Origin of the sequence: Paenibacillus sp. FSL E2-0201 (assembly GCF_037963325.1) — a bacterium.
Classification (GTDB): domain Bacteria; phylum Bacillota; class Bacilli; order Paenibacillales; family Paenibacillaceae; genus Paenibacillus_AQ.
The window spans coordinates 72,074-86,778 of sequence record NZ_CP150154.1 but is presented as its reverse complement, the minus strand read 5'-3'; the positions used below and the strand labels follow the sequence as shown (position 1 = coordinate 86,778).

At 45.8% G+C, this 14,705-nt stretch carries 13 protein-coding genes; all 13 read right to left on the bottom strand.

What is annotated here, in order from left to right; translation table 11 throughout:
- Positions 1 to 28: 28 nt before the first annotated feature.
- Positions 29 to 886, bottom strand: coding sequence for a dihydropteroate synthase (gene folP, locus NSU15_RS00395; protein ID WP_339288724.1), 858 nt, complete (start codon positions 884 to 886; stop codon positions 29 to 31).
- Complete coding sequence (gene pabC, locus NSU15_RS00390) at positions 883 to 1,764, bottom strand: aminodeoxychorismate lyase (protein WP_042123172.1); 882 nt, start codon at positions 1,762 to 1,764, stop codon at positions 883 to 885. The genes folP and pabC overlap by 4 nt, the downstream gene beginning before the upstream one ends.
- Positions 1,761 to 2,342 carry an aminodeoxychorismate/anthranilate synthase component II gene (gene pabA / locus NSU15_RS00385; protein WP_042123170.1) on the bottom strand — a complete coding sequence of 194 codons (582 nt, stop codon included), beginning with the start codon at positions 2,340 to 2,342 and terminating at the stop codon, positions 1,761 to 1,763. The genes pabC and pabA overlap by 4 nt, the downstream gene beginning before the upstream one ends.
- On the bottom strand, positions 2,339 to 3,946 hold the full coding sequence (locus NSU15_RS00380; protein WP_339288722.1) for an anthranilate synthase component I family protein: 1,608 nt from the start codon (positions 3,944 to 3,946) through the stop codon (positions 2,339 to 2,341). The genes pabA and NSU15_RS00380 overlap by 4 nt, the downstream gene beginning before the upstream one ends.
- Before the next feature lie 555 nt (positions 3,947 to 4,501).
- Positions 4,502 to 5,440, bottom strand: coding sequence for a cysteine synthase A (gene cysK / locus NSU15_RS00375; RefSeq protein ID WP_042123166.1), 939 nt, complete (start codon positions 5,438 to 5,440; stop codon positions 4,502 to 4,504).
- Between the two features lie 174 nt (positions 5,441 to 5,614).
- Positions 5,615 to 6,559: a peptidylprolyl isomerase gene (locus NSU15_RS00370; protein WP_339288720.1), complete on the bottom strand. Its 945-nt coding sequence runs from the start codon at positions 6,557 to 6,559 to the stop codon at positions 5,615 to 5,617.
- An 8-nt stretch (positions 6,560 to 6,567) separates the two neighbouring features.
- The gene (gene hslO, locus NSU15_RS00365; protein ID WP_042123163.1) at positions 6,568 to 7,452 is read right to left on the bottom strand and encodes an Hsp33 family molecular chaperone HslO; all 885 of its coding nucleotides are present in this window, start codon (positions 7,450 to 7,452) and stop codon (positions 6,568 to 6,570) included.
- Between the two features lie 47 nt (positions 7,453 to 7,499).
- On the bottom strand, positions 7,500 to 8,267 hold the full coding sequence (locus tag NSU15_RS00360) for a type III pantothenate kinase (protein ID WP_042123162.1): 768 nt from the start codon (positions 8,265 to 8,267) through the stop codon (positions 7,500 to 7,502).
- Positions 8,264 to 9,139: a carboxylating nicotinate-nucleotide diphosphorylase gene (gene nadC, locus NSU15_RS00355; RefSeq protein WP_042123160.1), complete on the bottom strand. Its 876-nt coding sequence runs from the start codon at positions 9,137 to 9,139 to the stop codon at positions 8,264 to 8,266. The genes NSU15_RS00360 and nadC overlap by 4 nt, the downstream gene beginning before the upstream one ends.
- Positions 9,129 to 10,745 carry an L-aspartate oxidase gene (gene nadB / locus NSU15_RS00350; protein WP_042123158.1) on the bottom strand — a complete coding sequence of 539 codons (1,617 nt, stop codon included), beginning with the start codon at positions 10,743 to 10,745 and terminating at the stop codon, positions 9,129 to 9,131. Before nadB ends, nadC begins: the two co-directional genes overlap by 11 nt.
- A 39-nt stretch (positions 10,746 to 10,784) precedes the next feature.
- On the bottom strand, positions 10,785 to 11,723 hold the full coding sequence (nadA, locus tag NSU15_RS00345) for a quinolinate synthase NadA (protein WP_042183878.1): 939 nt from the start codon (positions 11,721 to 11,723) through the stop codon (positions 10,785 to 10,787).
- A 258-nt stretch (positions 11,724 to 11,981) separates the two neighbouring features.
- On the bottom strand, positions 11,982 to 14,036 hold the full coding sequence (gene ftsH, locus NSU15_RS00340) for an ATP-dependent zinc metalloprotease FtsH (protein WP_042123154.1): 2,055 nt from the start codon (positions 14,034 to 14,036) through the stop codon (positions 11,982 to 11,984).
- Between the two features lie 109 nt (positions 14,037 to 14,145).
- Positions 14,146 to 14,685 (bottom strand): hypoxanthine phosphoribosyltransferase, encoded by a 540-nt coding sequence (hpt, locus tag NSU15_RS00335; protein WP_042123153.1) that lies wholly within the window; start codon positions 14,683 to 14,685, stop codon positions 14,146 to 14,148.
- Positions 14,686 to 14,705: the final 20 nt, after the last annotated feature.

Here is a 14,705-nt window from a genome sequence, read left to right as displayed (position 1 = left end):
TTAAACCCGCCCTTTTTCTAAAATATCTTTATTCACGCACCACTGGAGGTGCAGCATACAACATCGCATCACACATCTTGACCGTTCTTTTAATCAGGGATACATCATGCACACGTACGATCTGGCAGCCCTGAGCAATACCGAAAGCTACAGTAGCTGCGGTACCTTCGACAACATCGTCAGAGGGTAAATCAAGTACCGTCCGGATGAATTTTTTGCGTGAAGTCGCATGTAACAGTGGATAGCCAAGCTCAGTTAATCCGTCCAAAAGCATCATTGCCTGCAAATTTTCATTAAAATCCTTAGCAAAGCCGATCCCTGGATCCAAGATAATATTGGCCGGCTTCACGCCTGCGGCTAAAGCAAGGTCAATACTTTCCTTAAGGTCTGCCGACATATCTGCACTTAGATTTGTATACTCACGATCCTGACGGTTATGCATCAAAATAATAGGACAGTCCGCTGCCGCTGCCACTGCCGCCATTTCCGGATCTGCCTTACAGCCCCATATGTCATTAATGATATGAGCACCAGCGGCAATAGCTTGGCGTGCCACTTCAGCTTTGTAGGTATCAATAGATAATGGAATATGCGGTGCCGCTCGATGAATACTCTCGATGACGGGCAATACACGCGCTAGTTCCTCTTCAAGCCCCACCGGTTTATGACCTGGACGGGTAGACTCCCCACCAATATCTATGATGTCAGCACCGTCGGCAGCCATGCGCAGCGCATGTTCTACTGCTTTGTCCGGATGATCCCAAAGTCCTCCATCTGAAAAAGAATCCGGGGTTACATTCAGGATGCCCATAATCAGCGTTCGATCTCCCAATTGTAAATCTGTACTTCCACAGCGGTACGTCCGCTTAAATATGACTGGTCTCAATTCGATACTCCCGTCCTTTCTCTATAGGCTGAAATCATTACCGAAGTAATCTTGCCGCAAAGGCCATCGCCTACGGTAAATCTTTTATCTTTTTCCCAAAGCGTTGTGACAGGAACAATTTCTTGCACGGAATTAGTAAGAAATACTTCGTCGGCTATTTTCAACTGCTCCCAGTGATATGCGCCCTCTTCTACCCTAATTCCAGCACTACGAGCCAGCTCCATTACCATTTCCCGGGTAATTCCCGGCAGAATCCCAGTTGAGATATCCGGCGTATGGAGAATATTGTTTTTTATAAAAAAGATGTTGCTGACAATGCCCTCTGCTATGATCTCTTGTTCGGTCAACATCAGTCCTTCAGAACCATTCGAAGCAGAGGCATACCCCCTAAGCTCACGCTTGGCCAAAATATTATTCATGTAATGCAGCGACTTGAACCGCACTGCTCCCTCAGGAGTGTTACGTCGTAAGGACAACAGTTGCAGCTCTTTGCCTTCGGTATATAGTTTATCAGGAGCTTTCGGGAGCGCTTTGATGTACAGCAAATGATTAGGCTCACGGTAATCGTCCGCCGGTAATCCGAGAATATCCTCGCCAGCGGTCACGGTATAGCGTATATAAGCTTCCTTTAATTCATTTTTGTCCATAACACGTTGAATCCACTCCTGCAGATGTTCAGCATCCTGCTCAAAGGGAATACCAAGCTCCTTACACCCCTCCGCCATACGCTTCAAATGACGCTCCAGCAAAAAAGGCAGTCCACCATACGTCCGAAAAGTCTCGAATAACCCTATGCCGTATAAAAAGCCGTGATCCAGTGCGGAAACCACGGCTTGTCGTGCATCTATGACATCATTGTTAAATCCTATATATTTCATGCCGTTTCTCCGGCTCTCCGTTTCAAGAAATTACGCAGCATCGTATGACCATGATCCGTAATAATAGATTCCGGGTGGAACTGCACACCTTCGATAGGGTATTCTTTATGGCGCAGTGCCATAATCTCCCCTTCTTCAGTCTCCGCTGTAATCTCCAGACAATCGGGCAGACTCTCACGTTCAACAATCAAAGAATGATATCTAGTTGCTGTAAAAGGAGACTCCAGACCTTCAAAAACCGACGTGCCTTTATGATGAATCGGAGATGTCTTTCCATGCATCAAACGCTCTGCACGAATAACATTGCCACCAAATGCTTGGCCAATCGCCTGATGTCCAAGGCATACGCCGAAGATCGGAATAATACCTTTGAAATGATGCAATAATTCCAAACTGATCCCCGCTTCATTAGGTGTACATGGTCCTGGAGAAATTAGAATATGATCGGGAGCCATTTTTTCAATCTCTTCAATGGTAATTTCATCGTTGCGGTGTACTTTAACCTCTTCCCCTAGTTCCCCCAAATACTGCACGAGGTTATACGTAAAGGAATCATAATTATCGATGACCAAGATCACAGTGTTTCTCCCCCTTCGGCGCCGCCGGTAGTTTGGGATTCCTGCTGCAATTCACTACAGAGGACTGCCTTCACTACCGCTTTGGCTTTATTATGGCATTCACGGTATTCACGATATGGATCAGAGTCGATCACGATGCCTGCACCTGTCTGAATATATCCGACTCCATCCTTTACAGCCAGTGTTCTAATAATAATATTTAATTCCATATTTCCGTTATAGTCAATAAAGCCCATGGATCCTGTATACGGTCCACGCCGAACCGGCTCCAGTTCTTCAATGATTTCCATTGTTCTTACTTTAGGCGCACCTGTAATCGTTCCCCCCGGGAACAAAGCTGCGATAACAGCGTAAGCGTCCTTATCAGGCGCGACCTGGCCCTCAACCTGCGAAACGAGATGCATCACATGAGAGTAGCGCTCCACCGTCATCAGCTCAGGCACGCTGACGGACCCGTATGCAGCGACACGTCCAATGTCGTTGCGCTCTAGATCGACAAGCATGATATGCTCGGCGATCTCTTTTTCGCTCCCGCGAAGCTCCGCCTCCATGGCGGCATCCTCCGCGGGAGTCAGGCCTCGGCGCCGGGTGCCGGCGATTGGCCGTGCGCTCACTTTGTCCCCGTGCAGCTTGACGAGCAGCTCCGGTGAAGCGCTGGACAGCGCGAAGCCGGGCGACCGCAAGAGCCCCATGTACGGGGACGGATTGAGCTTGCGCAGCCACTCGTAAACATCCTCCGGCGAGGACTTCAGTTGCGCCTCCTGGCGCAGCGAGAGGTTCACTTGGAATACATCGCCTTGGCGGATGTATTCCTGAACGTCCAGCACAGCCTGCTGGAACTTCTCTGGTGAAAAAGCCGAGGTCATGCCCGGCCACTCTCCTGATGAAGCCGTAATGGATTCAATGCTATCTACGGTTTCTTTGTTCAAGCCCGAGGTTGAAGAAATCAACTGCCATTGCTCAACCATTCGCCCGGCCTGCTCTATCCCCCCGAGGTAAAGGTTCTGCAATTCCTCCATCCCGCATTCTGCTGGAACCGGGACGTGAACTGCACAATAAAGCACATGCTCTTCATGATCATAAATCCATACCTCATCCATCCTCATAAAAAGATAATCAGGAAAACCAGGATCATCTTGTGCAAGAGACGGCAAACGCTCCAATGAGCGGACCACATCGTACCCTAGAAATCCAATGCATCCACCTGTAAATGGAGGAATGCCCTGAACATTTAGACTTGGCGAGGTGAAGCCAGACATCCATTGCTGTAGCAGTTCCAGCGGCTGTCCTTGCAACGTTGTTACCTCATGTATTTCCTCATCGTCCGCTGATTCCAGAGATTCAGTAGAAAAGTTAAATACTTCGGCCTTGTCCTCTTTGCCCTTCAATATGGAGACAGGATTTAAGCCTAAGTACGTAAAGCGCCCGCCCTTGCCACTTTCTAAGACTACAGAATACTGGGAAGCTAATTCCCAGGCCTTCTCCCACGATGCAGGCAACTCGTTTGTGCACCGGGGGGATTTTATTATTAAAGGGAACATGCTCCAGTCCTCAGCTGCCCATTGTTCCCACTCATGCCATGTCGTTATGATTTCCAAAGCCATCCTCCTAAAAGTTTTGTCTAGCATAATCCTACAATTTAATCTTCGGGACAAAACTCGCTTCGTAAGCAAATGCTTAGTTTTATGGAGCCATTACATCATAGACATAACTTCGCAATAAAACTTACTTCGTAAGCATTTGCTTAAGTTTTGTCTAGCATAATCCTACAGTTTATTCTTCGGGACAAAACTCGCTTCGTAAGCATTTGCTTAATTTATGAAGCCATTACATCTTAGTCATCACTTCTCAACAAAACTCGCTTCGTAAGCATTCCATTAGTTTTGTCCAGCCCTCGCCTATTTTAAATCGTCAGTAGTATGTTGCCTGTCAGTATACTGTACTTAAGGCATTATTGAAAAGCCCCCAGCGATAGGAAATTATTATGGTTTTTGCGTTTTCAGTAAAAAGCAAAGTGTTTTTCAACAATAATGATGTTACCGCGTCAAGCCTGCCGTATATGTACAGAACCTTTTGCCTTATTAATCAACGAAAAGAGTCTCCATCACCACCAAAAGGGTGGTATGAAGACTCTTATAGATTTACGTTATTGCAAGCAATTACGCTTCGAAATTGTAAAGTGGTGTGCTCAGGTAACGTTCACCGTTACTTGGAATAATGACAACTACCTTTTTGCCAGGACCCAAGTCTTTAGCTACCTTAAGCGCCGCAAACACAGCAGCACCTGAAGAAATACCGGACAGAACGCCTTCTTCTTTAGCTACACGGCGTGCAGTTTCGAATGCTTCATCGTTCTCTACATGGATAATCTCATCATAAATATCCTGGTTCAGAATCTCAGGAATGAAGTTAGCTCCGATACCCTGGATTTTGTGAGGGCCTGGTTTGCCTCCTGCCAAGATTGGAGAAGCAGCAGGTTCCACAGCATAGATCTTCACGTCAGGATATTTGCTCTTCAGCACTTCACCTGCACCCGTGATCGTTCCACCTGTTCCGATACCTGCAATAAAAGCATCCAGTGGGCCACCGATGGACTCAATCGCTTCAACGATTTCAGGTCCAGTGGTCTCACGGTGGATCTTCACGTTCGCTTTATTCTTGAATTGCTCGGATGGAAAATAGCTTGGGTTCTCTTTCAGAATTTCTTCCGCTTTCTTAACCGCACCATTCATGCCTTCCGATCCTGGAGTTAGTACCAATTCTGCTCCGTATGCACGAAGTAGATTGCGACGCTCCAAGCTCATGGTTTCAGGCATTACGATAACTGCCTTATAACCTTTAGCCGCAGCTACAAGTGCCAAGCCGATACCAGTGTTACCACTAGTTGCTTCTACAATTGTACCTCCTGGCTTCAGTAGACCTTCGCGCTCAGCTTCTTCCACGATGCTGATTGCGATACGGTCTTTTACGCTTGATCCCGGGTTCTGATATTCCAATTTCAAATAAATATCTGCGGAGCCTTCCTGTGCCAGACGATTCAAACGAACGAGCGGAGTACCGCCGATCAATTCTGTTACGTTGTTAACGACTTTAGCCATGAGCAAAAACCTCCTTAGAATGATAAGTGCAATATAAGAACGTAAATTATGACTTTACTCTTCTGTATGTGGGTGCCTTTTACGCAGTAATAACTGCTATAAAGAGGTGTAGATATTTGACCACCGTTAGTTATTTCCGACTAAAACGGTAGGTTTTACGTTAATATCATATTATCAATCTTGCAGGCTGTTGTCAATATTTATTGCCACATCATATTTTGTACGCAAATCACTCTCTACTTGTTGTAGAGGAGGTGCTTGCTCCAAAGCCAGTTCTTGACGTATCAGCGCCCGTATCTCCTTCTGCTCCGGAACTGCTGGAGAGTGAATACTCTCTAGTCGAATGATAGCGAAGTCGTCCTCCGCCTGAATCGGTCCCGCTATATCACCCGCATCCAAACTAGCCGCAGTCTTAAGCAGTCCTTCAGGCCAAAAAGGATCGTCTTCCTCCACCTTCCCCAAACTGCCTCCTTGCTGCCGACTCGCTTCATCAATGGACACTTCCCTAGCCAAATCAGCAAAGTTCTCACCCTGCTCCAAGCGATCCATTACCTGCTCGCCTTCTTCATAAGATGAAACCTTGATCATGGAGAGCTCTAGTTCTCTTTTCGGAGTGAACCGCTCAGCATTTTGATCTAAATAAGTATCGATATCCGCTTCATTAATCGTAATACCCACGGTGGCTATCGCTTGTAAGGTTAGACGATAAGCTGTCTCTGCGAACACTTCCTGGCGGGATAACCCCAGCTGAGACTGCATTTGCGCATAATACTGTTCTTCGGAACCGTATCCAACCATAGTTCGTGCAAGCTCCTGCTCAACCTCATCGTCCGTCACAGTAATCCCCAGAGCCTTTGCTTCCATCTCCACAACAATATGATTAATTATTCCAACTAGCACTTCGTAACCATGCTTTTTTTTCAGCTCATCCATCCACTGCTTATCTGTTATCGGTTGCCCGCCTGCAGTCGCTATCTCCGATGTTTCACTCTCTGTTGTATCTCCTTTTAGAAGGGCCATGGCGCGTAAACTCCAGAATAACAGACCCCCGAGCATTAAAGATGCAACAGCTAGAATAACAACCGTATTGCGAAGTGCGCGTTCCTGTCTCGTCATCATCCCATGACCTACGAGTTCGCTTGTTCTAAAATGACCTGTAATTCGTCCTTATTAAAAACATAAGCCTCGTTGCAAAAATGACATACAACTTCAGCCTGTTCATCTTCTGCAATTATTCTCTCCAGTTCAGCTTGCCCAAGGCTAATCAATGTCTGCTCTACCCGCTCACGCGAACATTGACAAGCAAAGTTAATATCCAGTTCATCCATAACCACGGCATCCGGCAAAAGAAAACGCAGCATTTCTTCTGGCTCTAAGCCCTGATCAAGGAGTGTTGTCACGGAAGGCATAGCCCCTAGAGCTTTTTCGATCTCCGTAATCTCCGCATCCGTCAGTCCTGGAAGAAGCTGCACGATAAATCCTCCGGCTACAATTACTGACTCATCAGTATCCACTAGTACACCCAAGCCAACGGCAGCTGGGGTTTGCTCAGATACAGCGAAATAATAAGTGAAATCTTCTGCAAGCTCTCCAGAGATGATTGGAATACTACCTCGATAAGGTTCCTTTAAACCCAAATCCTTAATAATATCAATGAACCCTTCCGTCCCTACAGCTCCAGCTACATCTAATTTGCCCATGCTATTGCTAGGTAAGTGAACGTGAGGATGGTGTACATATCCGCACACTTCACCCAACGCATTGGACTCCGCAACAATTTGTCCAATCGGTCCATCCCCTTTGACCATGATGCATAGCTTCTCTCTACCTTTGAGCATAGCGCCCATCATGGCTGCAGCGGTAACCGTACGTCCTAACGCGGCTGTAGCCGTCGGATACGTATCATGTCTACGCCGCAATTCCTCGACCAATTCTGTTGTGCGGACAGCAAACGCTCTCACTTTACCATTCATAGCCGTTCCACGGATAAGTCGATCCTTCTTTTTTTCCATTGGGTGCTTAGCCCTCCTATCTCTTCGCCCTTTAGGCTTCTTTATCTTTATTGGTTACGGTCATAAATAATTCGTAATCCTTCTAGTGTTAACATAGGGTTTACTTCGTCGATACAATCCGTCTCACCTGCAATTAGCGAAGCGAGACCTCCGGTAGAAATAACCTTTAGACCCGGAGCATTCATCTCAATTTTGATGCGCTTAACGATTCCCTCAACCTGACCCGCGTACCCAAAAATAATACCAGCCTGCATAGCATGCACTGTATTACGTCCGATAACCTTTTTAGGCTTCTCTAACTCAATTCGTGGCAGTTTGGATGCTCGCTGATATAAGGCCTCTGTAGAAATACCAAGCCCCGGAACAATTGCTCCTCCGAGATAATTAGCTCCCGCATCGATACAATCAAAGGTCGTAGCCGTACCAAAATCAACAACAACAAGCGGACATTTATATTGTTCAATCGCAGCCACCGCATTAACAATCCGGTCTGCACCAATCTCACGTGGATTCTCATAGCGAAGATTAAGCCCCGTTTTTATCCCTGGTCCCACGAGTAACGGATCTTTGCCTATATACTTTATACACATATCCACGATAGTCTTAACCAGGGGTGGAACTACAGAGGATATAATTACACCTTCCACCTCTTTGACAGAAATCCCTGACATCTGAAAAAGATTGTGTATCAGCACTCCATATTCATCCACGGTCGATTGGCGCGCAGTACTTAGACGGAAATGATGCAACAATTCACGCTTTCTGTATACGCCGAGAACAATATTGGTATTACCGATATCAACTGCAAGCATCATGATGAAGGCCCTTCCTTCTTGGCATTAAGGTCTAGACTAATATCCAGACTGGAGAAGGAGTACGTAAGGCGCCCTACAGAAATCACATCCACGCCTGTTTCTGCAATCCCACGAACCGTTTCTAACGATACATTGCCGGAGGCCTCTGTCTTGACATGTGGCGCTTTAGCTTTAATCCTAGCCACCGCTTGCTTCATCATCTCGTTAGACATATTATCCAGCATAATAATATCAGCACCTGCTGCCAGCGCCTCTTCGACTTGCTCTAAGTTCTCAGTCTCTACTTCAATGCTCATCGTATGCGGGATGTTCTTTCGAGCACGACCTACAGCCTGCCGAATACCACCCGCACCTTTGATATGATTGTCCTTGATCATAACCGCATCATATAAGCCAAAGCGATGATTAAAGCCTCCACCAACACGAACTGCATATTTCTCCAGCATACGATGGCCTGGTGTAGTCTTACGTGTATCTACTAGACGAGTCGATAATCCATCAAGCACCTGTACGAAAGATGCCGTACGTGAGGCAACACCCGAAAGACGCTGCATCAAATTGAGCGCAAGCCGTTCACCTGTAAGAATTGCGTGTGTGCTGCCTTCCACCTCAATAATTACAGTCCCTTTGGTCACTGCTTGACCTTCTTCTACAAGAGCTGTAAAGCTAAGCGTAGGATCAACAATTTCAAAAACCAACTCTGCAATCGGGATACCACAAATTACGCCATCTTCTTTAGCATGAATAATCCCTTTAGATTGATGGCCAACAGGTATCGTCATCTGTGTTGTTACATCCCCGGAACCAACATCTTCCCGCAGCCAAGCCTTGATGGATTGTACTAGTTCTTCATTGTAACCATTAAACATCATCGCTTAATTCCTCCACTATTCCCAGATCGCGAATTTGAAGCAGGTGCTTGCGCCACTGAACATCACTTCGCTGCGGATAATCCTCACGGTAATGTGCCCCCCGACTCTCTTCCCGTGCAAGAGCAGACTCTGTCACGAGCAAACAGCAGGTCAGCATATTAGCGAACTCGTATTCCTCGCGTTTAGTCAATACGGATCCAAAGATGGGTAGCTGCCGTTTCAATTCTTCTATTCCCTTAGACAAGGTCTCTTCATTACGTCGTAATCCAGCATATCGAACCATTACCTTTTGCAGCTTCAAACGGCGTTCCACAATAGCTTGAGTTGGCGAATCAACACGCCCATCGTTGCTGCTAACTGATACAACATCACGTCCAAGCGGGGATAATTTGCGAATCCGCTCAATAATACGATGCCCAAAAACAACTGCTTCTGATAATGAATTGCTTGCTAATCGATTAGCCCCATGTACGCCTGTGGAAGAAACCTCTCCGCAAGCAAACAAGCGGGGAATCGTACTCTCCCCATTCAGATCGGTCTTAATGCCCCCCATCATATAATGCGCAGCTGGAGCCACTGGAATCCAATCACTTGTAATATCCAATCCATAGCCCATACATGTCTCATGTATTGTAGGGAACCGATGCTTCACCATTTCTGGAGATTCATGCGTAATATCCAAATAGACAAACGTTGACTTTGTAAGCTCCATCTCACTTACAATTGCCCGAGCTACAATATCTCGTGGGGCTAGCTCAAGCAACTCATGATAACGCTCCATGAACCGCTCTCCATTAATATTGCGCAATACTGCGCCTTCCCCACGAACTGCTTCGGAGATTAGGAATCTAGGAGCTCCAGGATAACTCAATGCTGTAGGATGAAATTGAATAAATTCCATATCTCTTATATGAGCGCCGGCTCGATAGGCAATGGCTACCCCATCGCCTGTAGCTACTTCAGGGTTGGTAGTGTATCTAAATAATTGTCCTGCTCCACCAGAGCACAAAATAGTCGCATCCCCTTGCAGGAATAACCTTCCGCCCCCGGGACGCTGCAACAATGCGCCTACACATTCTCCGCCTTCAGTGATGAGATCAATGACGTAATGATCATCCCACACCTCAATATTCTTATGTTCTGCTACCTGTTCAGCCAAAGCACGAACAATCTCATAACCTGTAGCATCTCCATTAGCATGCAAAATACGACGGTGGCTATGCGCTCCTTCCTGCGTCAAAGCCAGTACCCCATCTTCCTTATCAAAAAGAGTGCCTAAACGAATTAGCTCATGAACTCTATCTGGTCCTTCATTAACAAGTGCATCGACAGCTGTGGATGAGCAAAGACCTGCTCCAGCCATTAAGGTATCCTGCCGGTGGTAAGCAGGAGAATCGTCCTCAGCTATTACAGCTGCAATTCCCCCCTGTGCATAGCGAGTATTACTCTCCATTACTGATTTTTTTGTGATCATAATGACACGCCGATCTTCACTGGCTTTAATAGCCGTGAACAATCCGGCAATCCCTGAACCGATAACAATACAATCTGTCTTTACTTTAGGAATATCCCGAAGATCAAAATCAACCAAATATTGTGGAATCATGACCGCGTTTCACCTGTTTCAACGAAAGAGTAGCGCATACTACCGGACTTGTAGCATGCGCTCTAGGGAAGTTCTGGCTTTGTCGGCGACAGCAGGCGGTACATAGATTTGTGGCTTCATTGTCTCCAGGCATTTCACCAGTTTTTTTAGATTGTTAACTTTCATATTAGGACAAACAAGAAATTTTGTAGCAAAATGGAATTCTTTATCCGGACTATCTTTACGAAGCTGATATCCTGTACCATCCTCAGTTCCAACGATAAATTGCTTACGGTCGGATTTCCGGCAATACTCGAGAATGGATGTAGTACTGCCTACATAATCACCCATGGCCACTACTTCCGGACGACATTCTGGATGAACTACAAATTCTGCTTCAGGGTATTTCGCTCTCATTTCTACTACATCTTTAACAGTCAACATATCGTGAGTGTTGCAATAGCCTTCCCATATAATCAGTTTTTTGCCGGTCTGATCTTGTACGTATTGACCAAGATTCTTATCGGGTACCCAGATAATTTCTTCAGCATCGAGGGATTCGATTACTTTCACGGCATTGGCAGAGGTACAACAGATATCAGTTTCCGCTTTAATCTCTGCAGACGAGTTGATATAAGTCACCACTTTAGCATTTGGATGTTGCGCTTTAAGCTTACGCAAACCATCTACATTGACCATATCAGCCATTGGGCAGCCTGCACGTTCATCAGGAATAAGGACGGTTTTGTTTGGTGCTAATATTTTAGCGCTTTCTCCCATGAAATGGACACCGCAGAATACAATAACCTCTGCATCTGTCTCCGCAGCCTTCTGAGCGAGTAAAAAAGAGTCACCCCGGAAATCGGCAACTTCCTGAATTTCATCACGTTGATAATAATGAGCTAAAATGATTGCGTTTCTTTCCTTTTTAAGCTGTTCAAGACGTATACGAAGTTCACGATTCTGTTCCTGCTTGCGCTCAAGTGCCAGAGCTTCCACCGATTGTTCTCCCCCTTAAATCTTCGCGGCTTTACGCCGGCGCGATGTTATCAAATGGCATGAGCCATCATCTGAAAAAATGAATAAGCTGATGATAATAGTAAGTAATATTAATCACTAATGTACACAACGTTCCAGCCCCTGTCAATGTGACTAGACAGGCTTCCAAGCATGAAATTACCTAAAAATTAAAATAAAAAATCCGGAGAACAATTACGCTCTCCGGATAATTTTACATCTTATGAATAGTAAGCCTGCTTAGGTAAGGCTAGTTCCGCCGCCTTTATTGTCATCATCAGATCCGTCATTTCCCTCAGACTCAGGTTTGTTCGGGATTTCCTTAGACAGGTTCGGAGGCGTGGACTCCGTATCTTCAGACTTGCCTTGAATGCGAACACGCACATCACCGATATTATCAATGACTGGTTCACCAACTTCAAGTGCAACGCCTTCGCCACCTTCAGCCTTACCATCTTCAGAAAGGAATCCTTGTTCAATCAGCTCTTTAATCTGATCAAGCTCAAGTGTTTCCTTCTCAAGTAACGTGTTGGCAATCAGATGCATTTCTTTAGAGTGTTTGAGCAACAGCTCTTTACAACGTTCGTAGCTCGAAGTAATAAAGTTCTGCATTTCTTGATCAATCTCATAAGCAATGGAATCACTATAATTCTGTTCATGCCCAATATCACGACCTAAGAATACTTGGCCTTGAGAAGAGCCGAACTGCATAGGTCCAAGCTTATCGCTCATACCGTATTCCATGATCATGGCACGCACGATACGCGTAGCCTGTTGGAAGTCACTGTATGCGCCCGTACCGATCTCACCAATAAACAATTCTTCGGCAACACGTCCACCAAGTAATCCAGTAACCTTATCCAAAAGCTCCTGCTTGGTAACGATCATCCGATCTTCCTTCGGAAGCATAATCACATATCCGCCTGCACGTCCGCGTGGGATAATTGTAACTTTATGCACCATATCAGCATGCTCAAGGAAATAACCAGCGATAGTATGGCCTGCTTCATGGTAAGCTACAATGCGTTTCTCACGGTCGCTGATAACACGACTACGTTTCTCAGTACCTACGATAACACGGTCAATGGCTTCATCCACTTCAATCATGGAGATATCCTTGCGGTTACGACGTGCAGCTAGCAGCGCTGCCTCATTTAGCAGATTCTCTAGATCTGCACCCGTGAATCCAGTTGTACGTTTAGCGACAACATCCAGTCTTACATCTTTCGTAAGCGGCTTGTTACGAGCGTGAACCTTAAGTACAGCTTCACGACCTTTTACGTCAGGGCGGTCAACCGTAATTTGACGGTCAAAACGTCCTGGACGAAGTAATGCAGGATCAAGTATATCAGCGCGGTTAGTTGCCGCAACAATAATAATGCCTTCGTTACCACCGAATCCATCCATCTCAACCAGCAATTGGTTAAGTGTCTGTTCGCGTTCGTCATGTCCTCCGCCGAGTCCGGCGCCACGTTGACGACCCACAGCATCAATTTCATCAATGAAGATAATACATGGTGCGTTTTTCTTGGCGTTCTCGAACAAATCACGTACCCGAGAAGCACCGACACCCACGAACATTTCCACAAAATCAGAACCGGAAATACTGAAGAAAGGAACGCCGGCTTCACCTGCTACTGCACGTGCAAGCAATGTTTTACCTGTTCCCGGAGGACCTACAAGCAGTACGCCTTTAGGGATACGTGCACCGACAGCTGCAAATTTACGCGGATCTTTCAAGAACTCAACAACTTCAACAAGCTCTTGCTTCTCTTCGTCAGCCCCTGCAACATCCTCAAAGCTGATTTTCTTCTTCTCTTCATTATATAACCGAGCCTTGCTCTTGCCGAAATTCATAACTTTACCGCCGCCACCTTGCGCCTGGTTAAACAGGAAGAAGAACAAGATGAACATAATGACCAGCGGGATAATGGAAGAAAGGAATGTCAGCCAAATGCTGGTACCTTCCATTTTCTTCTGAGTTAATTCAATGCCATTTACATCACTGGCCTGAATCAGTTCATTAATAGCAGCATCTGTTGGAGGAATATATGTGGAGAAGCTTTTCGATTTAGTATCGGCAGGCAGCTCTCTATATTCGCCTGTAACTAAAAAGGCATTACCCTCAAACTGAACTGTCAAATCCTTCACATTGTTGTTCTTGATCTCCTGCCGTAACTCGTCGTATCTAGGGAAATCGGCGGCTTCATTTCCATTGCTCACAAACTGGACAATACCCACCACGACTAAAAATAAAATCAAATAAAAACCAGAATTCCGGATGAACCGATTCATCCCCTACCTCCTCTCGCAACACTCAAGTTATTGTACCATAGCCTCTTGGGACACCTCAAATATAGGAAGCCAAGGGTGCCCGATCCGTATGATCAAGGCAATCAATAGTTTAATTGGAATAAATCTCAGGCTTCAGTACTCCAACATATGGGAGGTTCCGATACCGCTCGGCATAATCCAATCCGTAGCCTACTACAAATTCGTCTGGCAATACGAAGCCTGTATAGCTGGCTTCAAGATTAACCGTACGACCTGATGGCTTATCAAATAAGGTAACCACCGAGATAGAAGCAGCATTGCGGTTGCGGAGCAGCTCAATTAAATAGCTGAGCGTAAGGCCACTGTCAATAATATCTTCAACGATCAAGATATCGCGGCCTTCTACCGATACATCCAAATCCTTAATAATTTTGACAACACCAGATGACTTGGTGGATGCTCCATAGCTGGACACTGCCATGAAATCCATCTCAACAGGTACTGTAATGGCTTTAACCAAATCTGCCATAAATATAAACGCGCCTTTTAGTACACAAATGACTAAAGGGGTACGGCCTGCGTATTCTTCGCTCAGTGTTCGACCGAGCTCCTTAATTTTCTGCTGAAGTTCCTCTTCGGTGATCAAGACTTCTTGAATATCATTTTGCAACTTGCGAAACCTCCTAAGTT